This is a genomic window from Streptomyces sp. NPDC097107, assembly GCF_044762405.1.
Lineage (GTDB): Bacteria > Actinomycetota > Actinomycetes > Streptomycetales > Streptomycetaceae > Streptomyces > Streptomyces thinghirensis.
Genome location: NZ_JBIWEF010000001.1, coordinates 299,728 through 319,998 on the forward strand (window position 1 = coordinate 299,728; position 20,271 = coordinate 319,998).

The 20,271-nt window shown below is 72.7% G+C and carries 23 protein-coding genes; 3 read left to right on the forward strand and 20 right to left on the reverse strand.

Annotation, left to right across the window (positions count from 1 at the left end; translation table 11 throughout):
- Positions 1 to 30: 30 nt before the first annotated feature.
- The 11 genes from lgt to hisI form a co-directional block, all read right to left on the reverse strand.
- Positions 31 to 1,044 (reverse strand): prolipoprotein diacylglyceryl transferase, encoded by a 1,014-nt coding sequence (lgt, locus tag ACIQ1J_RS01410; protein ID WP_403553106.1) that lies wholly within the window; start codon positions 1,042 to 1,044, stop codon positions 31 to 33.
- 126 nt (positions 1,045 to 1,170) lie between these two features.
- Complete coding sequence (locus tag ACIQ1J_RS01415; protein ID WP_210959063.1) at positions 1,171 to 1,944, reverse strand: thioredoxin domain-containing protein; 774 nt, start codon at positions 1,942 to 1,944, stop codon at positions 1,171 to 1,173.
- Positions 1,945 to 2,030: 86 nt separating this feature from the next.
- The gene (gene trpA / locus ACIQ1J_RS01420) at positions 2,031 to 2,846 is read right to left on the reverse strand and encodes a tryptophan synthase subunit alpha (RefSeq protein ID WP_210959061.1); all 816 of its coding nucleotides are present in this window, start codon (positions 2,844 to 2,846) and stop codon (positions 2,031 to 2,033) included.
- Entirely contained in the window at positions 2,843 to 4,126 is a 1,284-nt protein-coding gene (gene trpB / locus ACIQ1J_RS01425; RefSeq protein ID WP_403553109.1) for a tryptophan synthase subunit beta, read from the reverse strand. The genes trpA and trpB overlap by 4 nt, the downstream gene beginning before the upstream one ends.
- Before the next feature lie 114 nt (positions 4,127 to 4,240).
- Positions 4,241 to 4,435, reverse strand: coding sequence for a tryptophan biosynthesis modulator TrpM (gene trpM, locus ACIQ1J_RS01430; RefSeq protein ID WP_210959057.1), 195 nt, complete (start codon positions 4,433 to 4,435; stop codon positions 4,241 to 4,243).
- 21 nt (positions 4,436 to 4,456) lie between these two features.
- Complete coding sequence (gene trpC / locus ACIQ1J_RS01435; protein WP_403553112.1) at positions 4,457 to 5,266, reverse strand: indole-3-glycerol phosphate synthase TrpC; 810 nt, start codon at positions 5,264 to 5,266, stop codon at positions 4,457 to 4,459.
- 117 nt (positions 5,267 to 5,383) lie between these two features.
- Positions 5,384 to 5,842 carry a DUF2752 domain-containing protein gene (locus ACIQ1J_RS01440; protein ID WP_403553782.1) on the reverse strand — a complete coding sequence of 153 codons (459 nt, stop codon included), beginning with the start codon at positions 5,840 to 5,842 and terminating at the stop codon, positions 5,384 to 5,386.
- Positions 5,843 to 5,940: 98 nt separating this feature from the next.
- On the reverse strand, positions 5,941 to 6,192 hold the full coding sequence (locus ACIQ1J_RS01445) for an HGxxPAAW family protein (RefSeq protein WP_121746508.1): 252 nt from the start codon (positions 6,190 to 6,192) through the stop codon (positions 5,941 to 5,943).
- Positions 6,193 to 6,372: 180 nt separating this feature from the next.
- Complete coding sequence (locus ACIQ1J_RS01450) at positions 6,373 to 7,014, reverse strand: TIGR02234 family membrane protein (protein ID WP_403553114.1); 642 nt, start codon at positions 7,012 to 7,014, stop codon at positions 6,373 to 6,375.
- A 96-nt stretch (positions 7,015 to 7,110) separates the two neighbouring features.
- Complete coding sequence (locus tag ACIQ1J_RS01455) at positions 7,111 to 8,610, reverse strand: anthranilate synthase component I (RefSeq protein WP_210959245.1); 1,500 nt, start codon at positions 8,608 to 8,610, stop codon at positions 7,111 to 7,113.
- A 29-nt stretch (positions 8,611 to 8,639) separates the two neighbouring features.
- The gene (gene hisI / locus ACIQ1J_RS01460; RefSeq protein ID WP_403553116.1) at positions 8,640 to 9,077 is read right to left on the reverse strand and encodes a phosphoribosyl-AMP cyclohydrolase; all 438 of its coding nucleotides are present in this window, start codon (positions 9,075 to 9,077) and stop codon (positions 8,640 to 8,642) included.
- An 81-nt stretch (positions 9,078 to 9,158) separates the two neighbouring features.
- Between hisI and ACIQ1J_RS01465 the strand changes: the two genes are divergently transcribed.
- Positions 9,159 to 9,794, forward strand: a complete 636-nt coding sequence (locus tag ACIQ1J_RS01465; RefSeq protein WP_210959046.1) for a TIGR03085 family metal-binding protein — start codon at positions 9,159 to 9,161, stop codon at positions 9,792 to 9,794.
- Between the two features lie 144 nt (positions 9,795 to 9,938).
- Here the strand turns inward: ACIQ1J_RS01465 and ACIQ1J_RS01470 are convergent, their stop codons facing one another.
- The 9 genes from ACIQ1J_RS01470 to hisD all read right to left on the reverse strand — a co-directional run bounded on the left by ACIQ1J_RS01470 (position 9,939) and on the right by hisD (position 17,198).
- Positions 9,939 to 11,225, reverse strand: a complete 1,287-nt coding sequence (locus tag ACIQ1J_RS01470) for an MFS transporter (RefSeq protein WP_403553118.1) — start codon at positions 11,223 to 11,225, stop codon at positions 9,939 to 9,941.
- A 254-nt stretch (positions 11,226 to 11,479) separates the two neighbouring features.
- Entirely contained in the window at positions 11,480 to 12,235 is a 756-nt protein-coding gene (gene hisF, locus ACIQ1J_RS01475; protein WP_403553120.1) for an imidazole glycerol phosphate synthase subunit HisF, read from the reverse strand.
- Entirely contained in the window at positions 12,232 to 12,636 is a 405-nt protein-coding gene (locus ACIQ1J_RS01480) for a RidA family protein (RefSeq protein WP_121746514.1), read from the reverse strand. Before ACIQ1J_RS01480 ends, hisF begins: the two co-directional genes overlap by 4 nt.
- Positions 12,633 to 13,358 carry a bifunctional 1-(5-phosphoribosyl)-5-((5-phosphoribosylamino)methylideneamino)imidazole-4-carboxamide isomerase/phosphoribosylanthranilate isomerase PriA gene (gene priA / locus ACIQ1J_RS01485; protein ID WP_210959043.1) on the reverse strand — a complete coding sequence of 242 codons (726 nt, stop codon included), beginning with the start codon at positions 13,356 to 13,358 and terminating at the stop codon, positions 12,633 to 12,635. Before priA ends, ACIQ1J_RS01480 begins: the two co-directional genes overlap by 4 nt.
- A gap of 2 nt (positions 13,359 to 13,360) precedes the next feature.
- Positions 13,361 to 14,011 (reverse strand): imidazole glycerol phosphate synthase subunit HisH, encoded by a 651-nt coding sequence (gene hisH, locus ACIQ1J_RS01490; RefSeq protein ID WP_403553122.1) that lies wholly within the window; start codon positions 14,009 to 14,011, stop codon positions 13,361 to 13,363.
- A complete protein-coding gene (locus ACIQ1J_RS01495) occupies positions 14,002 to 14,166 on the reverse strand; it encodes a hypothetical protein (RefSeq protein ID WP_031031034.1) in 165 nt (54 codons plus the stop codon). Before ACIQ1J_RS01495 ends, hisH begins: the two co-directional genes overlap by 10 nt.
- Before the next feature lie 4 nt (positions 14,167 to 14,170).
- Entirely contained in the window at positions 14,171 to 14,764 is a 594-nt protein-coding gene (gene hisB, locus ACIQ1J_RS01500; protein ID WP_210959041.1) for an imidazoleglycerol-phosphate dehydratase HisB, read from the reverse strand.
- Entirely contained in the window at positions 14,761 to 15,876 is a 1,116-nt protein-coding gene (locus tag ACIQ1J_RS01505) for a histidinol-phosphate transaminase (protein ID WP_403553125.1), read from the reverse strand. The genes hisB and ACIQ1J_RS01505 overlap by 4 nt, the downstream gene beginning before the upstream one ends.
- Entirely contained in the window at positions 15,873 to 17,198 is a 1,326-nt protein-coding gene (gene hisD / locus ACIQ1J_RS01510; RefSeq protein ID WP_403553127.1) for a histidinol dehydrogenase, read from the reverse strand. The genes ACIQ1J_RS01505 and hisD overlap by 4 nt, the downstream gene beginning before the upstream one ends.
- Before the next feature lie 212 nt (positions 17,199 to 17,410).
- On the opposite strand from hisD, the gene ACIQ1J_RS01515 reads away from it, so the two are divergent.
- On the forward strand, positions 17,411 to 18,988 hold the full coding sequence (locus tag ACIQ1J_RS01515; RefSeq protein WP_403553129.1) for an oxidoreductase: 1,578 nt from the start codon (positions 17,411 to 17,413) through the stop codon (positions 18,986 to 18,988).
- A gap of 193 nt (positions 18,989 to 19,181) precedes the next feature.
- Positions 19,182 to 20,267: a hypothetical protein gene (locus tag ACIQ1J_RS01520; RefSeq protein WP_403553131.1), complete on the forward strand. Its 1,086-nt coding sequence runs from the start codon at positions 19,182 to 19,184 to the stop codon at positions 20,265 to 20,267.
- Positions 20,268 to 20,271: the final 4 nt, after the last annotated feature.

Here is a 20,271-nt window from a genome sequence, read left to right on the forward strand (position 1 = left end):
GCGCCCTCGGCGACGTGCGGCGGCGGGCCGTCAGCCCTTCTTGGCCGAGTCGGCCCCGTCCTTCACGTCCTTCACGTCCTTCGCGCCCTCAACGGTGCCGTCGTCACCGGCGTCCTTGTCGCCTACGGCGCCCTCGGAATCCGTGGAGCCCTTGGAGTCCTTGGATGCCTCGGCCTCGGCGTCCGTGTCCCCCTTCGCGTCGTCCCCGGCGTCACCGTCCGAGGACTCCGCGCTCGGCTCGACCACGGCCTCCCGGCCCGGCCGCATCCGCGCCGAGAGCACCATGTACACCACGGCCAGCAGGAACACGAAGAGCGCGGTCCAGTTGTTCAGCCGCAGACCGAGGATGTGGTGGGCGTCGTCGACGCGCAGGTACTCGATCCAGAACCGGCCCGCGCAGTACGCGGCGACGTACAGCGCGAACGCCCGCCCGTGGCCCAGGCCGAAGCGGCGGTCGGCCCAGATGACGAGCAGGGCCACGCCGATGCACCACAGCGACTCGTACAGGAAGGTCGGGTGGTACGTGCCGGGCACCCGTCCGTCGGCCGACGAGGTGATCTCCACGGCCCAGGGCAGGTCGGTGGCCTTGCCGTAGAGCTCCTGGTTGAACCAGTTGCCCCAGCGGCCGATGGCCTGGGCGAGGGCGATGCCGGGGGCGACGGCGTCGGCGTACGCGGGCATCGGGACGCCCCGGCGGCGGGCGCCGATCCACGCGCCCACCGCGCCGAACGCGATCGCGCCCCAGATGCCGAGACCGCCCTCCCAGATCTTGAAGGCGTCGACCCAGTCACGGCCCTCGCTGAAGTACAGCTGGTAGTCCGTGATCACGTGGTAGAGCCGGCCGCCGATCAGGCCGAAGGGAACGGCCCAGACCGCGATGTCGGCCACCGTGCCGGGCCGCCCGCCCCGGGCGATCCAGCGCTTGTTGCCGAGCCAGACGGCGACGAAGACGCCGATGATGATGCAGAACGCGTAGCCGCGCAGCGGGATGGGACCGAGGTGCAGCACCCCGCTGGACGGGCTGGGAATGAAGGCAAGTTCCATGGCAGGGTCGACGCTACCGTGTCGGACGGTACCCGCGACGGGCAGCCCGGCTACGGGTCCGTAACGGGCGGACGGAAGGAGCACCGCGCGGACACCCCCGCGAGCGCTCCGCCGCCCACCGCCGCGCTACTTGTTGGCGTCCTGCACCAGCTGCTTCAGCTTCGCCGGTGTCATGGAGCGGTCCTGGTAGATGTTCTTGCCGTCCAGCAGCACGGTCGGCGTGCCGCTGAAGCCGCCGCTGCGGAAGGCCTCGTTGGACTTCTCCACCCAGCTGTTGTGCTTGCCGCCCTCGACGCACTCCTGGAAGAGCGCGGTGTCGAGGCCGTCGACCTTGCCCGCCAGGTCGATCAGCTTGTTCTCGTCGGCGAACGCGTCGTCGGTCTCCGCCGGCTGGTTGGTGAACAGCACGTCGTGGTACGGCGTGAACCTGCCCGCGTCCTGGGCGCAGGCGGCGGCGTTGGCCGACTTGCGGGAGCCGGTGCCGCCCATGTTCCCGTCGATGATCGTCGCCAGGTGGTACTCGACCTTGAGCTGCCCGGCTTCGGTGAGCTCGTGGATCGTGTCCCGGTACGCCAGCTCGAAGGCCTTGCAGGCCGGGCAGCGGAAGTCCTCCCAGACGACGAGCGTCGACTTGGCGCTCTCCTCGCCGACCGGGATCGCGAGGCTGTCCTTGCCCTGCGCGCCCGAGGGCGCCACGATCGGGCCGGCCGACTCGCTGCCGTCGTCCTTGCCCGCGTTGGCGGCGACCACGCCGATCACCGCCGCGAGGCCCAGGACGCAGACCACGCTCGCCCCGACGATCAGCGCACGCCGGCGCTTGTCCTTGGACTTCTGCTTCTCGCGCTCGGCCGCCAGCTTCTGACGGGCGGTGCGCTTTCCCTCTCGGTTCTTCTCGCTCACACCCCGCAGAACGAACCGGGGAGGCGCAGCGCGCCTCCCCGGTCCCAGGTCCACCCGTACGAGGGACCTGTGTCACGTGCCTGTCGTCACGCCTGTCCGCGCACGCCCTTCGCCAGGTCGGCGGCGAGCGTGCGGACGCCCTCCAGGCCGGCCGCGTCGTCCGGGGCGTCCAGCATGCGCTTGACGAACGCCGAGCCGACGATCACGCCGTCGGCGAAGCCGGCCACCTCGGCGGCCTGTGCCGCGTTGGAGACGCCGAGCCCGACGCAGACGGGGATGCCGGTGGTGGCGCGGGTGCGTCGCACCAGGTCCTCGGCCTGCGCGCCGACCGACTCGCGGGTGCCGGTGACGCCCATGAGGGAGGCGGCGTAGACGAAGCCGCTGCCGGCCGCGGTGATCTCGGCGAGCCGCGCGTCCTTGCTGCTGGGCGCGACCACGAAGACGGTGGCGAGCCCGTGCTTGTCGGCGTGCTCCCGCCACAGCGCCGACTCCTGGACCGGCAGGTCGGGCAGGATGCAGCCGGCGCCGCCCGCCTCGGCCAGTTCGGCGGTGAAGCGCTCGACGCCGTAGCGGTCGATGGGGTTCCAGTACGTCATGACGAGGATCGGCTTGCCGGTGGCCGCGTGGGCCTCCCGGACGGTGCGCATCACGTCGGCGATGCGCACGCCGCCGCGCAGGGCGATGTCGTCGGCGGTCTGGATGACCGGGCCGTCGAGGACGGGGTCGCTGTGCGGCAGACCCACCTCGACGACGTCGGCGCCGCCGTCGAGCGCGGCCTTGATCGCCTCGATGCCGCCGTCCACGGTCGGGAATCCGGCCGGGAGGTAGGCGATGAGGGCGGAGCGGCCCTCGGCCTTCGCGGCGGCGAGGGTGTCGTTCAGCAGCTGTACGTTCCCGCTCACTTGGCGTCCCCCTCGATCTCGGCGGTGCCGGCCTCGTCGGCGGCGACCTCGGCGTCGGTGTCGTAGAGCCCGAAGTATCGGGCGGCGGTGTCCATGTCCTTGTCACCGCGGCCGGACAGGTTGACGACGATCAGCCCGTCCTTGCCCAGCTCCTTGCCGACCTCCAGGGCGCCGGCCAGCGCGTGGGCGCTCTCGATGGCCGGGATGATGCCCTCGGTGCGCGACAGCATGCGCAGTGCCCGCATGGCGGCGTCGTCGGTCACCGCGCGGTACTCGCCGCGGCCGGAGTCCTTGAGGTAGCTGTGCTCGGGGCCGATGCCGGGGTAGTCGAGCCCCGCCGAGATCGAGTACGGCTCGGTGATCTGGCCCTCGTCGTCCTGGAGGACGTAGGACCGGGAACCGTGCAGGATGCCGGGCTCGCCCGCGGTCAGGGTGGCCGCGTGCTCGCCGCTCTCGATGCCGTGCCCGGCGGGCTCGCAGCCGATGAGGCGGACGTCCGCGTCGGGGATGAAGGCGTGGAAGAGGCCGATGGCGTTGGAGCCGCCGCCGACGCAGGCGATCGCGGCGTCGGGAAGGCGTCCGGCCTGCTCCAGCAGCTGGCGGCGGGCCTCGACGCCGATGACGCGGTGGAAGTCGCGCACCATCGCCGGGAACGGGTGCGGGCCGGCGACGGTGCCGAACAGGTAGTGGGTGCGGTCCACGTTGGCGACCCAGTCGCGGAAGGCCTCGTTGATCGCGTCCTTGAGCGTGCGGCTGCCGGACTTCACGGCGATGACCTCGGCGCCGAGCATGCGCATGCGGGCCACGTTGAGCGCCTGGCGGCGGGTGTCGATCTCGCCCATGTAGATGGTGCAGTCGAGGCCGAAGAGGGCGCAGGCCGTCGCCGTCGCCACGCCGTGCTGGCCGGCGCCGGTCTCCGCGATGACCCGGGTCTTGCCCATGCGCTTGGTCAGCAGGGCCTGCCCGAGCACGTTGTTGATCTTGTGGGAGCCGGTGTGGTTGAGGTCCTCGCGCTTGAGGAAGACGCGGGCGCCGCCCGCTTCCGCGGCGAAACGGGGGACCTCGGTGAGCGAGGACGGGCGGCCCGTGTAGTGGACCAGCAGGTCGTCGAGCTCACGGGCGAACTCGGGGTCCGACTTGGCCTTGTCGTACTCGACGGCCACCTCGTCGACCGCCGCGACGAGGGCCTCCGGGATGAACTTGCCGCCGAACGCCCCGAAGTAACCTTCGACGGTGGGGACTTGGCCCTCCGGGTCGGGGATGAAGAAGTTGCTGGGCATGCGTGAACCTCACGGTGAGTGTCTGGTGTGGGCACGTTCGCCGTGGGGGCGGGGGTGGTCAGACCGCTACGGGCCGTCGCTGGTCGCTCGCGCCCACGCGACGGAGTCGCAGATTCAGTACAGCCCCGCGCCCCTGACGGAGCGCTTGAGCCATCGCATGCCGTTGACCTGACCCGGCTCGTCGCCGATCACGTACCGCACCCGGCGGCCGTGCACCCGGCGGGCGGGCGCGCGGCAGCCTCGGGGCCGGCAGCCGCGCGCGAGGCGGGCGTACGGGTCCCGGGCGGCCGGGGTGAGCGGGAAAGTCATCGGGAGCAAGCCTACCGGGGGTCAGCCGCGCCCGTGCCGCAGTGCCGGGTGTTCGCCGGCGGCCACCAGGTCGGACACGGCCGTCTTGGGGTCGCGGCCGGTGACCAGGGACTCGCCGACCAGGACTGCGTCGGCGCCCTCGTTGGCGTAGGCGATGAGGTCGTGCGGGCCGCGGACGCCGGACTCGGCGACCTTGACGATGTGCGCCGGGATCTCCGGGGCGACCCGCTCGAACGTGCCGCGGTCGACCTCCAGCGTCTTCAGGTTGCGCGCGTTGACGCCGACGATCCTGGCGCCGGCGTCCACCGCGCGCTCGACCTCGTCCTCGTCGTGCACCTCGACGAGCGGGGTGAGTCCGATGGACTCGGCGCGCTCGATCAGCGACTCCAGCGCCGGCTGCTCGAGGGCCGCGACGATCAGCAGCACGAGGTCGGCGCCGTGCGCGCGGGCCTCCCACAGCTGGTACGAGGTGACGATGAAGTCCTTGCGCAGCACGGGGATGTCCACGCGCGAGCGGACCGAGTCCAGGTCGGCCAGCGAGCCGCCGAAGCGGCGCTCCTCGGTGAGGACGGAGATGACGGCGGCGCCGCCCGCCTCGTAGTCCGCGGCGAGACCGGCGGGGTCGGCGATGGCGGCCAGCGCGCCCTTGGACGGGCTGGAGCGCTTGACCTCGCAGATGACCTTGACGCCGTCGCCGCGCAGCGCGGACACGCCGTCCTTGGCGGGGCGAGCCTTGGCCGCGCGCTCCTTGAGCTCGTCGAGGCTGACGCGCGCCTGCCGCTCCGCGAGGTCGGCACGGACTCCGTCGATGATCTCGTCGAGCACACTCACGCGAGCGGCCCCCTTTCAGACGGCGAAATGTGTGGTCACTGTGATGGTATCCGGAGCAGGACGACGGGCCCGCATCCGGTTGACGCAGGTCCCACTACCTGGACATTCGCCAGGTGATCAAGGGAGGAGCCAGCCACCGAACGGCAGGTTCCGGACAACCGTGAAGACCAGCAGCAACGCCCCCAGCGTCCACAGGTGGACCGGGCCGAGTTCGACCCGCAGGGGCCGGCCGCGCGCCACGCGGATCACCCAGACGGTCCACAGCACGGCGAAGCCCAGATAGCCGAGGACGGCCGGAGCGTTGGCCTGCACCGCGGTCAGCAGGTCCCCGTGGACGAACGCGTGGGCGCTGCGCAGACCGCCGCAGCCGGGGCAGTACACGCCGGTGAAGCGCAGCAGGGGGCAGACGGGGTAGTGGCCGGGTTCGTTGGGGTCGACGCTCCCGACGTACGCGAAGGCGCCGACGACGGCCGCGAGCACGCCGGCGGGAACGGCCAGGCCCGGGAGGGAGGGCGCGCCCCGCGTCACGGTCCTGTTCTGCGTCGGCTTCCCGGTCTCGGCGTCCACGCACCGCATTCTGCCCCCGCCGGGCCGCACGCGCACGTGAGGGGCGGTCCCGGCACCCTCGTGCCGGTCCGCCCCTCGGGAGGTGCCGTTGACCGCCGTGCCCGGTCTCAGCCCTTGGCGCCGGCCGGCTCGCGCTCGCCGGCGACCTGGTGCACGGGGTGGTTCTGCTTCGGCTGGCCGAGGCCCATCATGCGCATGATGCCGCCCACGGCACCGCCGAGGAGCACGACCACCATGCCGGCCCAGAAGCCCAACGGCTGGGCCGCCACCATGAACACGCCCGCGATGCAGAAACCGATGAAGGCGATGATGACACCCGTCCACGCGGCCGGGGTGTGACCGTGGCTGCTGCCCGACATTGCTTGCTCCTCGTTGCTGTTGTGCCAAGTCTGAGCAGGACGCTCGCGCCCATTGTCCCGCACGGGCGCGCGCGGTGTGAGCGGGGGTACTCCCCACCCGCCACGCGCGCGTGACGGCCGTCGGGCCCGGAGCGCGTGTCACGCCGGCGGGTGCCCGCGTGCGCGCGGGTGAACCGCGGGTCAGGCGCCGGTCGGGTCCTCGCCGCGGTCGAGGGCCTTCCAGAGGTCCTCGGGGCGGTCCGGGTCGACGGTCTGCGGCTTGCGGCGCGGTCGCGGGGTGCCGTCGCGCTCGTAGCGGCCGGACATCGCGGGCCACAGGCGGCCGTAGCGCAGGGCGAGCAGCCCGGCCAGCAGGAGGAGGGCGCCGCCCACGGCCGCGACGTACGGCCAGGCGGTGTGGGAGAGGACGTCCACGGTGGCCGAGGTGTCGCCGGCGGCCTTCGCGGCCTGGTCGTCCAGGGCGGAGCTGTCGGAGGCGCCGGCCAGGGCCGCGGCGACGGTGCCCGCGCCGCTCAGCGCGAGCAGGGCGGCGACGGCGAACCGGCCCGCGCGGCGGACGGCGAAGACGGCGACGAGCGCGGCGAGGCCCACTATGGCGAGCGCCGCGGGTACGCCCGTGACGTCGCTGCCCCTGGCGGTCAGGGGAAACGCGCCGCCGGCCAGCGTCGCGGTGCCCTCCGCCCACTCCTGCCGGGTGGCGAGCAGGGCGACGGCCGCGCCGAGCGCGCCGCACAGCAGGGCGGCGGCGAGGCTCCGGCGGCCGGCCCGGGCGGGTCCTGCGGCTGGGGTACGGGGGTGAGGAACGGCTGTCACGTACTCCACTATCACCCGAACCCCGGGCGAACCGTCACCCGGGGTTCGGATTGGCGGGCGTGAGATCCGCCCCACCGCCCCGGCCTGTGCGGCTGCCGGATCGCCCTACCGCCCCAGCCGGTTGGCCGTGTGCACCGCCCGCAGCACCGCCGCCGCCTTGTTGCGGCACTCGGTGTCCTCGGCGACCGGGTCGGAGTCGGCGACGACGCCGGCGCCGGCCTGCACGTAGGCGGTGCCGTCGCGCAGCAGCGCGGTGCGGATGGCGATGGCGGTGTCGGAGTCGCCCGCGAAGTCGAGGTAGCCGACGCAGCCGCCGTACAGGCCGCGCCGGGACGGTTCGAGTTCGTCGATGATCTGCAGGGCGCGCGGCTTGGGCGCGCCGGAGAGGGTGCCGGCCGGGAAGCAGGCGGTGAGGACGTCGAAGGCGGTGCGGTCCGGGGCGACGCGGCCGGTGACCGTCGAGACGATGTGCATGACGTGCGAGTACCGCTCTACGGACATGAAGTCGACGACCTCGACGGAGCCGGGTTCGCAGACCCGTCCCAGGTCGTTGCGGCCGAGGTCGACGAGCATCAGGTGCTCGGCGCGCTCCTTGGGGTCGGCGAGCAGTTCGTCGGCGAGGGCCTGGTCCTCCTGCGGGGTGGCGCCGCGGGGGCGGGTGCCGGCGATGGGGTGGACCATGGCCCGCCCGTCCTCGACCTTGACCAGGGCCTCGGGGGACGATCCGACGACGTCGAAGCCGTCGAGGCGGAGCAGGTACATGTACGGCGAGGGGTTGGTGGCCCGCAGCACCCGGTACACGTCCAGGGCGCTCGCCGTGCACGGCGTCTCGAAGCGCTGCGAGGGGACGACCTGAAAGGCCTCGCCCGCGCGGATGCGCTCCTTGATGTCCTCGACGGCCTCCTGGAAGTCGGGGCCGCCCCACAGAGCGGTGTACTCGGGCAGCTCGGACGGCGGCAGCGCGGCCGGGGGCTGGGCCACCGCGCGCGAGAGGTCGGCCTCCATGGCGTCCAGGCGGGCCACCGCGTCGGCGTAGGCCTCCTCGACGCCCGTTTCGAGGTCGTTGTGGTTGATCGCGTTGGCGATCAGCAGGACCGAGCCCTCCCAGTGGTCCATGACGGCGAGGTCGCTGGTGAGCAGCATGGTCAGCTCGGGGAGCTTCAGGTCGTCGCGCTCCCCGGGGCCGACCTTCTCCAGGCGGCGCACGATGTCGTAGCCGAGGTAGCCGACCATGCCGCCGGTGAAGGGCGGCAGGCCCAGGTCGTGGGCGAGGTCGCGCGGGGTGTGCAGGGCCTCGACGGTGGCGCGCAGGGCGGCGAGCGGGTCGCCGTCGGTGGGGACGCCGACGGGCGGGGTGCCCTGCCAGTGGGCCTCGCCGTCCTTCTCGGTGAGGGTGGCGGCGCTGCGGACACCGACGAAGGAGTACCGGGACCATTGGAACGCTGTGCGGCCGTTCTCGGCGGACTCCAGCAGGAAGGTGCCGGGGCGTTCGGCGGCGAGCTTGCGGTAGAGGGCTACCGGGGTGTCGCCGTCGGCGAGGAGTTTGCGGCTGACCGGGATCACCCGGCGGTCGGCGGCCAGCTTCCGGAAGGTGTCGAGGTCCATGACGTCCATGTCGTCCATATCGGCAGACCCTACTGATCCGCGCCGGACGCGCCGGAGCCCGCGCCGTCGGCCTCGTCCGTCTCGTCCGTCTCGCCCGTCTCGTCCGTGAGGAGCACGTCGGCGTCGAAGCAGGTGCGCGCGCCGGTGTGGCAGGCGGCGCCGACCTGGTCGACCTTGACCAGGACGGTGTCGGCGTCGCAGTCCAGGGCGACGGACTTCACCCACTGGAAGTGCCCGGAGGTGTCGCCCTTGACCCAGTACTCCTGACGGCTGCGCGACCAGTAGGTGCAGCGTCCCGTCGTCAGGGTGCGGTGCAGTGCCTCGTCGTCCATCCAGCCGAGCATCAGCACCTCCCCGGTGTCGTACTGCTGGGCGATGGCGGGCAGGAGGCCGTCGGCGCCGCGCTTGAGGCGGTCGGCGATCTCCGGGGCGAGCGGGCTGGGCCGCCGGGGGGAGCTGCTGGTCATGCGCCCATTGTGCCGCGCGGGGCGGACACGCCCCGGGCCTGTCCATTGGGCGGACCCGGCCGGCCGCCGTAGGCTGACTGCATGTCGACTTTCGCCAAGCGTGAACGACTTCTGCTCGCGGACCTGTTGGAGACGGCGGGTCCGGACGCCCCGACCTTGTGCGACGGCTGGCGGACCCGTGACCTCGCCGCGCACGTGGTGGTGCGCGAGCGCCGGCCGGACGCCGCCGGGGGCACCCTGATCAAGCAGCTGGCGTCCCGGCTCGACCGGGTGATGGAGGAGTACGGCGCCAAGCCGTACGAGGAGCTGCTCCAGCTGATCCGCACCGGCCCGCCCCGATTCTCCCCCTTCCAGCTCAAGCAGGTCGACGAGGCGGCGAACACGGTGGAGTTCTACGTCCACACCGAGGACGTGCGCCGCGCTCAGCCGGACTGGTCGCCGCGCGAGCTGGACCCGGTCTTCCAGGACGGCCTGTGGTCCCGCCTGGAGCGCACCGCCCGCCTGATGGGCCGCGGCATCCCGACGGGCCTGGTGCTGCGCCGCCCGAACGGCCAGACGACGGTCGCCCACCGGGGTACGCCGGTGGTGACCGCGACCGGCGAGCCGTCCGAGCTGCTGCTGTTCGCCTACGGGCGGCAGAGCGCCGCGAAGGTGGAGCTGGAGGGCGAGAAGGACGCGATCGCGCGGCTGCACGAGACGAAGCAGCTGGGAATCTGAGGCAACCCGCCCCGGCTTCCCGGGCGGCAGCCCGGGAAGCCGGGGCGGGTTGCCCGGGAGGCAGCCCGGGAAGCCGGGGCCCGGAGGCCGGGCCGACAGCCCGGGAAGCCGGGGCCCGGAGGCCGGGCCGACAGCCCTGGGCCCCTACCCCGGCAGTTCGGCCCGCCGTACGCCCGGCGCGCACAGGGCGACGACCCCGCCGAGCGCGCAGACACCGGCGCTGACGGCGAAGACCGGGCCGGTGCCCCAGACGCCGATGGCGGCGGCGGACAGCGGCATGCTCAGCGGCGCGATGCCCAGGCTGACGATTCCGCCGACCGCGGTGACGCGCCCCAGGTAGGCGGGCTCGGCCTGGGTCTGCAGCAGGGCCCCGCACATGGCACCGCTGAGCCCCGTGAGCAGCCCGACGACCACCGCGGTGCCGACGGCCACGGGGAGGCCGGGGGCCTGCGCCAGGGCGCCGATCGCGGCCGCGCCGGGGATGATGGCACCGGCGGCGACACACCCGGCCCGCGGCAGGCGCCCCCGCACGGTGAGCAGCAGGGCGGCGACTCCGGCCCCCGTGCCGAATCCGGCGAGCACCCAGCCCATCCCGGCCGCGCCCCAGCCGCGTTCGTCCGCGAGCAGGGTCAGGCCTACGTTGAGGGGGCCGACGAAGCCGAGGTCGCCGAGGGCGATGGCCACCATCAGCGGGCCGAGGACGCGGTGCCGGCGGATGTAGCGGAGCCCGCCCACCACGTCCCGCCACGCGGTGGCCTCCCCCGCGGCGGGGGCGCCGGTCGCTTCGTCGGGCGGCAGCTCGCTCATCCGTACGGAGATCAGCAGCGGCACCGACACGGCGATCAGCAGCCCCGCGAGCGCGAAGGCCGCCGCCGCGCCGCCGACCGCCACGCCGAGCCCGCCGAGCGGTGCGCCCACGACGGCGGCGAAGCGCACGGCGAGGCCGCGCATGCCCTGGACGCGGGCGAGCTGGTCCTTGCCGGTGATGCGGGCCGGCAGCGCCCCGACGGCGGGCAGGAAGAGGGCGTCGACCGTGCCGAAGACGACCGCGAGCAGGGCGAGGAGCCACAGCCCCGGGTCGGTCACGAAGAGGAGCGCGGCAACCGCCAGCACCGTGGCGCACCGTACGGCGTCGCTGCCGATGACGACCTTGCGCGGCCCGAACCGGTCGGCGACCACCCCGCCGCCGAGCATGAGCAGCGCACGGGGCACCGCGCTGACGGCGGTGACGAGGCCGGCCTGCGCCGGGGTGCCGTTCTGCACGGCGGCCCAGGACAGCGCGAGGTAGAAGACCATGTCGCCGACCATGGAGGCGGTGTAGGCGGCGACCCAGCGCAGCACGTTGGCGTCGCGGTGGGCGGGCGCGGCGGTGGTGGCGGTGGCGGTCCGGGGTATGCCCGTGTCCGGCACGGACGTGGTCCCCTCAGACACGGAACGGGAACCCGTACACGTGCAACTTTCCTTTCCTAAAGGGCCGAGCCTCGCTCCTGACGCCTGACCTGCACACTTTCGATGAGTGCGTCGTGCGCGAGCCGCTCGACGGCGACACCGCGCTCCCGGGCCTCCGCTCGCAGCTCGGCCAGCTCTTCCGCGGGGAACTCGATCGTGATCGCAGTCGTACGGGCACGATAGAAGCGGATCCCGCACGCGATCCCACAGCCACCGCCAAAGGACGACGCCCCGGACTAGCGAACGGCGTGCCCCGCCCCCCGCAGCGTCTCCTTCACCTCTCCGATTCGCAGGTCGCCGAAGTGGAAGACGGACGCCGCCAGGACCGCGTCCGCGCCCGCCTCGACGGCCGGGGGGAAGTCGGCGAGGCGGCCCGCGCCGCCGGAGGCGATGACCGGGACGGTCACGTGCTTGCGGACCGCTTCGATCATCTCCAGGTCGTAGCCGTCCTTCGTGCCGTCCGCGTCCATCGAGTTCAGCAGGATCTCCCCCGCGCCCAGTTCGGCGGCGCGGTGCGCCCACTCCACCGCGTCGATGCCGGTGCCGCGCCGGCCGCCGTGGGTGGTCACCTCGAAGGTGCCGGCCTCGGTGCGGCGCGCGTCGACCGACAGGACGAGGACCTGGCGGCCGAAGCGCTCGGCGATCTCGCGGATCAGGTCGGGGCGGGCGATGGCGGCCGTGTTCACGCCCACCTTGTCCGCACCGGCCCGCAGCAGCTTGTCGACGTCGTCGGCGGTGCGCACGCCGCCGCCGACGGTCAGCGGGATGAACACCTGCTCGGCGGTGCGGCGCACCACGTCGTACGTCGTCTCGCGGTCGCCCGACGAGGCGGTGATGTCCAGGAACGTCAGCTCGTCGGCGCCCTCGGTGTCGTACACCTTGGCCATCTCGACGGGGTCACCCGCGTCGCGCAGGTTCTGGAAGTTGACGCCCTTGACGACCCGGCCGTTGTCCACGTCCAGGCAGGGGATGACTCGGACCGCCAGGGTCATGAATCCACGGCTCCTCTATACGCTTCCACTTCGACTGACACCAGGACCCGCGAGTCGATGAAGCCCTGCACGACCAGCAGGGTCGTGACCGGGCGTACCGAGTCGAACAGCTCCTTGTGGGCGCGGCCCACCGCGTCGACATCGCGCGAATGCGCCAGGCACACACGGGTCCGGATCACGGACTCGATGCCGAGTCCGAACTCACCGATCGCCTCGACCGCGGAGGCGAAGGCGACCTTGGTCTGTTCGTACGGGTCGCCCTCGCCGTACAGCATGTCGCCCTTAAAGGCGGTGGTGCCCGCCACGATGACACGATCACCCGCCGCCACGGCCCGTGCGAAACCGAAGGACTCTTCCCAGGGACTTCCGCTCTGCACGCGCCGTACGGCTTCGGATGTCATGACGACACAGCCTCCAAGGCTTCTTCCAGGGTGAACGCCTTCGCGTACAGGGCCTTCCCGACGATGGCCCCCTCGACACCGGCCGGGACGAGACCGGCGATCGCGCGGAGGTCGTCCAGGGACGACACGCCGCCCGACGCCACGACCGGGCGGTCGGTGGCCGCGCAGACGTTCTTCAGGAGCTCCAGGTTGGGGCCCTGGAGGGTGCCGTCCTTGGCGATGTCGGTGACGACGTACCGGGCGCAGCCCTCCTTGTCGAGGCGGGCCAGCGTCTCGTAGAGGTCGCCGCCGTCCCGGGTCCAGCCCCGGCCCCGGAGCGTGGTGCCTCGTACGTCCAGACCGACCGCGATCTTGTCGCCGTGCTCGGCGATGACCTTGGCGACCCACTCGGGGGTCTCCAGGGCGGCCGTGCCGAGGTTCACGCGCCTGCAGCCGGTGGCGAGCGCGGCGGCGAGGGTGTCGTCGTCGCGGATGCCGCCGGACAGCTCCACCTTGATGTCCATGGCCTTCGCGACCTCGGCGATCAGCTCGCGGTTGTCCCCGGTGCCGAACGCGGCGTCCAGGTCGACGAGGTGCAGCCACTCGGCGCCGGAGCGCTGCCAGGCGAGGGCGGCCTCCAGCGGCGAGCCGTAGGAGGTCTCGGTGCCGGACTCGCCGTGCACGAGGCGGACGGCCTGGCCGTCGCGGACGTCGACGGCGGGGAGGAGTTCGAGCTTGCTCATCTCTACAGGGTCTCGATCCAGTTGGTGAGGAGCTGGGCTCCGGCGTCGCCGGACTTCTCGGGGTGGAACTGGGTGGCCCACAGGGCGCCGTTCTCCACGGCCGCCACGAACGGCTTGCCGTGCGTGGACCAGGTGACCTTGGGAGCGGCGATCAGCGGGTTGTGCGACTCCTGGGTCCAGTCGTGGACGGCGTAGGAGTGCACGAAGTAGAAGCGGGCGTCCGCGTCGAGGCCGGCGAAGAGCTGGGAGTCGGCCGGGGCCTCGACCGTGTTCCAGCCCATGTGCGGCACGATGTCGGCCCGGAGCGGTCCGACCGTGCCGGGCCACTCGTCCAGGCCCTCGGCCTCCACGTCGTGCTCGATGCCGCGCGCGAACAGGATCTGCATGCCGACGCAGATGCCCATCACCGGGCGCCCGCCGGACAGCCGGCGGTCGACGACCCAGTCGCCGCGCGCGGCCTTCAGGCCGTCCATGCAGGCGGCGAAGGCGCCGACACCCGGCACCAGCAGCCCGTCGGCGTTCATGGCCTTGTCGTAGTCACCGGTGATCTCGACGTCGGCTCCCGCGCGCGCGAGGGCACGCTCGGCGGAGCGGACGTTGCCGAAGCCGTAGTCGAAGACGACGACCCGCTTGGCGGTGGCGGTCAATTCCACACCTCCAGCCTCAGCACACCCGCGAAGAGGCACATCGCGGCGCCGATGGAGAGCAGCACGATCAGGCCCTTGGGCATCTGCTGCTTCGCGAAGGAGTAGATGCCGCCGAGGAAGAAGAGGCCGACGACGATCAGTGCGGTGGACGTACCGTTCATGGGTTTACAGCGCGCCCTTCGTGGAAGGCAGGATGCCGACGGCGCGCGGGTCGCGCTCCGAGGCGTAGCGCAGGGCCCGGGCCAGCGCCTTGAACTGGCACTCCACGATGTGGTGCGCGTTGCGCCCGTACGGCACGTGCACGTGCAGCGCGATCTGCGCCTGGGCGACGAAGGACTCCAGGATGTGCCGGGTCATCGTCGTGTCGTACTCGCCGATCATCGGCGCCATCTTCTCGGGCTCGGTGTGCACGAGGTAGGGGCGGCCGGACAGGTCGACGGTGACCTGGGCGAGGGACTCGTCCAGCGGGACCGTGCAGTTGCCGAAGCGGTAGATGCCCACCTTGTCGCCGAGGGCCTGCTTGAAGGCGGCGCCCAGCGCGAGGGCGGTGTCCTCGATGGTGTGGTGGGAGTCGATGTGCAGGTCGCCGTCGGTCTTCACGGTCAGGTCGAACAGACCGTGCCGCCCGAGCTGGTCGAGCATGTGGTCGTAGAAGCCGACGCCGGTGGCGATGTCGGTCTTGCCGGTGCCGTCGAGGTCGATCTCGACGAGGACCGAGGTCTCCTTGGTGGTGCGCTCCACGCGCCCGACGCGGCTCATCCGCTCTGCTCCTGTTCCTTCTTCAGTTCGCGTACCGCATCGAGGAACGCGTCGTTCTCCTCCGGAGTGCCCGCGGTCACCCGCAGCCAGCCCGGCACGCCGTTGTCCCGGACCAGGACGCCCCGGTCGAGGATCTTCCGCCAGACCTCATGGGAGTCCGCGAACCGCCCGAACTGGACGAAGTTCGCGTCGGACTCGGTCACCTCGTAGCCGATGGCGCGCAGTTCGGCGACGAGTCGGTCCCGCTCGGTCTTCAGCTGCTCGACGTACTTGAGCAGCGTGCCGGTGTGCTCCAGGGCGGCCAGCGCGGTCGCCTGGGTGACGGCCGACAGGTGGTAGGGCAACCGTACGAGCTGGACGGCGTCGACGACGGCCGGGTGCGCGGCGAGGTAGCCCAGGCGCAGGCCCGCCGCGCCGAACGCCTTCGACATCGTGCGGGAGACGACGAGGTTCGGCCGCCCCTCCAGCAGCGACAGCAGGGAGGCGCCGTGGCTGAACTCGATGTAGGCCTCGTCCACGACGACCATCGACGGCTTGGAGCTCTGCGCCGCCTCGTAGAGCGCGAGGACCGTCTCGGCCGGGACCGCGTTGCCGGTGGGGTTGTTGGGAGTGGTGACGAAGACGACGTCCGGGCGGTGCTCGGCCACGGCCCGCTCGGCCGCGGGCACGTCGATGGTGAAGTCGTCGTGGCGCGGGCCGGAGATCCAGCCCGTGCCGGTGCCGCGCGCGATGAGGCCGTGCATCGAGTACGACGGCTCGAAGCCGATCGCGGTGCGGCCCGGCCCGCCGAAGGCCTGCAGCAGTTGCTGGATGACCTCGTTGGAGCCGTTGGCCGCCCAGACGTTGCGCACGTCCACGGCGTACCCGGAGGTCTCCGTCAGGTACTCGGCGAGCCTGGTGCGCAGCTCGACCGCGTCCCGGTCCGGGTAGCGGTTGAGGTCGCGGGCGGCCTCGCGGACCCGCTCGGTGATCCGTTCGACCAGCGCCTCGGGCAGCGGGTAGGGGTTCTCGTTGGTGTTCAGCCGTACGGGCACGTCCAGCTGGGGCGCGCCGTAGGGGGACTTGCCGCGCAGCTCGTCCCGTACGGGGAGATCGTCGATTCCGAACGTCACTTGCTCTCCGGGACCTTCCACTCGAACCTCGCCTTGATCGCCGCGCCGTGCGCGGGCAGGTCCTCCGCCTCCGCCAGCGTCACCACGTGGTGCGCGACCTCGGCGAGGGCGTCCCGCGTGTAGTCGACGATGTGGATGCCGCGCAGGAAGGACTGCACCGACAGGCCCGAGGAGTGGCAGGCACAGCCACCGGTGGGCAGGACGTGGTTGGACCCGGCCGCGTAGTCGCCGAGCGAGACGGGCGCCCAGGGGCCGACGAAGATCGCCCCGGCGTTCTTCACGCGGTCGGCGACGGCGGCGGCGTCGGCGGTCTGGATCTCCAGGTGCTCGGCGCCGTAGGCGTCGACCACGCGCAGGCCCTCGGCCAGGCCGTCGACCAGGACGATCGCGGACTGGCGGCCGGCGAGGGCCGGGCGGATGCGGTCCTCGACGTGCTTGGTGGCCTCGACCTGGGGCTGGAGTTCCTTCTCCACCGCGTCCGCGAGCTCCACGGAGTCGGTGACCAGGACGGCGGCCGCCAGCGGGTCGTGCTCGGCCTGGCTGATCAGGTCGGAGGCGACGTGCACCGGATCGGCCGTGGCGTCGGCGAGGACCGCGATCTCGGTCGGGCCGGCCTCGGCGTCGATGCCGATCCTTCCGGTGAAGTAGCGCTTGGCGGCGGCGACCCAGATGTTGCCGGGGCCGGTGACCATGTTGGCGGGCGGGCAGGACTCGGTGCCGTACGCGAACATCGCGACGGCGGTGGCGCCGCCGGCCGCGTACACCTCGTCGACGCCGAGCAGGGCGCAGGCGGCGAGGATCGTCGGATGCGGCAGGCCGTGGAACTCCGCCTGCGCCGGGGAGGCGAGCGCGATCGACTCGACGCCGGCCTCCTGCGCGGGCACCACGTTCATGATCACGGATGACGGGTAGACCGAGCGCCCGCCGGGCGCGTACAGGCCGACCCGCTCGACCGGCACCCACTTCTCGGTGACCGAGCCGCCGGGCACCACCTGGGTGGTGCGGGTCGTACGGCGCTGCTCGCGGTGGACGAGACGGGCGCGGCGGATGGACTCCTCCAGGGCCGCGCGCACGGCCGGGTCGAGCTCCTCCAGCGCGCGCGTGAGCGCGGCGGCCGGTACCCGGACCTGGTCGAGCCGGACACCGTCGAACCGCTCGGCGAAGTCGATCAGCGCCGCGTCGCCACGATGATGCACGTCCTCGCAGATCGGACGCACCTTCTCCAGGGCGACCGAGACGTCGAAGTCGGCTCGGGGCAGCAGGTCGCGCAGGGCGGGGCCCTCGGGGAGGTCGTCGCCGCGCAGATCGATTCGGGAGATCACGGAACCAATTCTCTCAGACCCGCGTCGGACATCGTTCGCGCGTATCAATGGCTGATACAGAACGCGACGGGCCGTCGCGGCCACGGCGGGACATCGGCGACCCGCCGCCAAGTTCGTGGTCACTTTGAGTGTTCGGAAGGTCACCCAGTGGGCATGAACGGTTGTACGAAGAGTGAGCGACCGACGAGTAGTTGGGGAGGGAGTGAAGCGCCGTGACCGAGGGGGCCGGCCACCGTGACGGAGAGCTGCCGGACGACCTGACCGCCGCCGAGGCAGGCATGTGGCAGGCCTTCCGCAACGGCAGTGTGTACGACCTGAGCAGCGGGGACGCGCTCGTCGACGACCCGCACGGCGGGCAGCCCTGGGGACCGGAGCGGGCGGTGCGGGCCCGCATCGTGTGCTGGCTGCTTCTCGACGGTCCGCCCGCGCTCGCGGGCCGGGTGTCCTCGCTGCAGCTGGTGGGCGTGCGGATCAGCGACACGTTGGACCTCGCGGGCGGCACGGTGGTGCCCTACGTCGAGTTGCGGGGCTGCCGCTTCGAGCGGGAGGTCCTGCTGCCGGAGAGCCGCTTCACGACCGTACGGCTGGTGGACTGCTACGTGCCCCGGCTGGAGGCGGCCCGGCTGCACACCGAGGGTGACCTGCACCTGCCGCGCTCCCGTTTCCCCGGCGGAATCCGCCTCACCGACGCACGGATAGGCACCGACCTGCTGCTCAACCAGGCCATCGTGCACCGCGACCGCAGTGGCCGTTCCATCGCCGCGGACGGCATGACCGTCGGGCAGGACCTCCAGGCCGAGATGCTGGAGTCGTACGGCGAGGTGAGCCTGCGCAGCGCCCAGGTCGGCGTCTCGCTGAGCCTGCGCGGCGCCCGGCTCCTCAACCCGTACACGCGGCACGCGCTGAACGCCCCGCAGCTGACCGTCGAGCGCACGCTGTACCTGACGCCGGCGGGCCTGGGCAGCCCGCTGCTGCGGGGCACGACTCCGGCGCAGGGGACGCGGATCCAGCGGTTCGAGTGCGAGGGCGGGATGCGGCTGGACGACGGGCGGTTCGGCGACGCCGTCGACTTCGAGCACGCCCGGTTCACGTTCACCGACGACCAGGAGCTGTCGCTGCGCCGCGTGCAGACGCCCGAGCTGCGGTTCCTGGGCCAGCGGCCGGCGCGCGGCCGGGTCGTGCTGTCGGGGGCGCGGGTGGTCAACCTGATGGACCGGGCGGACAGCTGGCCGGGTCCGGGCCGGCTGCACATGGGCGGCTTCACCTACGAGAACCTGGTGCCGCGGGGTCCCTTCCCGCTGGAGAAGCGGCTGCGGTGGGTGGGCGCCGCGACCGCCGAGTACAACCCGGAGCCGTACGAACGGCTCGCCGCCGTGCTGCGGGCGGGCGGTGAGGACGAGGATGCCCGCGAGGTACTGCTCGCCAAGCACCGCCGGCGCCGCGAGAGCCTGCCGATCGCCGCGAAGCTGGTGGGATACGCGCAGGACTGGACGGTCGCCTACGGCTACCGGCCGGGCCGGGCGGCGGTGTGGATGGCGGTGCTGTGGGCGGCCGGCTCGGTCGCCTTCGCACGCGCCGACCCGCCACCGCTGAAGAGCGGCGAGCATCCGGACTGGAACCCCGCCCTCTTCGCCCTCGACCTGCTACTGCCGGTCATCGAGCTCGGCCAGGTCGGCTACTGGCGGCTGCACGACGGCTGGCAGTGGCTGTCGACGGCCCTGATCCTGCTGGGCTGGATCCTGGCGACGACGGTCGCGGCGGGAGCGACGCGGCTGCTCCGGCGGCACTGACTGCCCTGGGGCGGCGCGGCTTCCCTCACGGGCAGGGCGGCTTCCCCCTCACGGGCAGGGCGGCTTCCCCTCACGGGCAGCGCGGCTTCCCCTCACGGGCAGCGCGGCTTCCCCTCGTGGGCAGTGCGGCCCTCGCCCGCACGCGCACGCGCACCCCGTGAATTCGGCACAGGCGGCGCGGGTGGGAACACAAATGGCCGAAGGCGAAGCCGAGTCGCACAACCATCACGAACCGTCGGCCGTCGTACTGGCCATGCTGCGCGCGTTTCTCCGGATTGCGGCCCGGGCCCGCTCCCGGACGTCACGGCCCGCCCAAGACGACGACGTGCTCCTCGACGCCCCCGACGACCGCCTCGCCCCCGCCCTGGTCGCGGCGGCCCAGGGCGAGTACGCCCCCGCGGCCGGCCTCCTCACCGAGACCCGTGAGGACGCCGACTGGGAGTACCGCGACCGCTACGCGACCCGGCTGGCCGCCTTCGCCCGCTCACGCGCCGAGTGGCTCGAGAACTGGCGCGCCACCGCCCCGGACGACCCCGACGCCCTGCTGATCTCGGCCCGTCTGACGGTGGACCGTCACTGGGACTCACCGGCCCGCACCGAACTGCTGCGCCAGATCACCCCCGCGGTCACCGCCGTCGCCGAGGCCGCCGGACGCGACCCGGTGCCCTGGCGGACCGCACTGGACGCGGCGAGGGGCGCACGCGCCGGACACGCCGAGTTCGAGCGGCTGTGGGCGCAGGCGGTCCGCCGCTCCCCGCACCACTACGGCTGCCACGTCGCCGCCCTGGAGTACCTGGCCGCCGCCTCGCCCGCCGCCCACCGCGAGTGCCTGGACTTCGCCGAGACGGCGGCGCAGGACGCGCCCGAGGACGCGCTTGTACGGGCGCTGCCGGTACGAGCGGCCTTCACCTGTCTGACCACGGACGACGCCGGCGACGCGGCCGGTGTGCACCGGGCCCGCCTGGACGCGGCGGCGGACCGCGCGATCACCCTCTCGGCGGCCCACCCGGCGGCCGACCCGTGGCCGGCGGAGCTGCGGAACCTCCTGGCGTACGTACTGGTACGCCTGGAGCGCCACCAGGACGCGGCGGAACAACTGCGTCTGACCGGCCCGTACGTCACGTCCTTCCCCTGGGCCCGGGACACGGAGGATCCCCTCGGCCGCTTCCTCCAGGTGCGCGCGGACGTCCGCGCGGCGGTGGCCTCCGGGTCCGGGGCGACGGGTTCAGGTCATCCACGAAGTGGGCACGGCGGTCGCGTCCGCCCCGGCGACCATTAGGCTT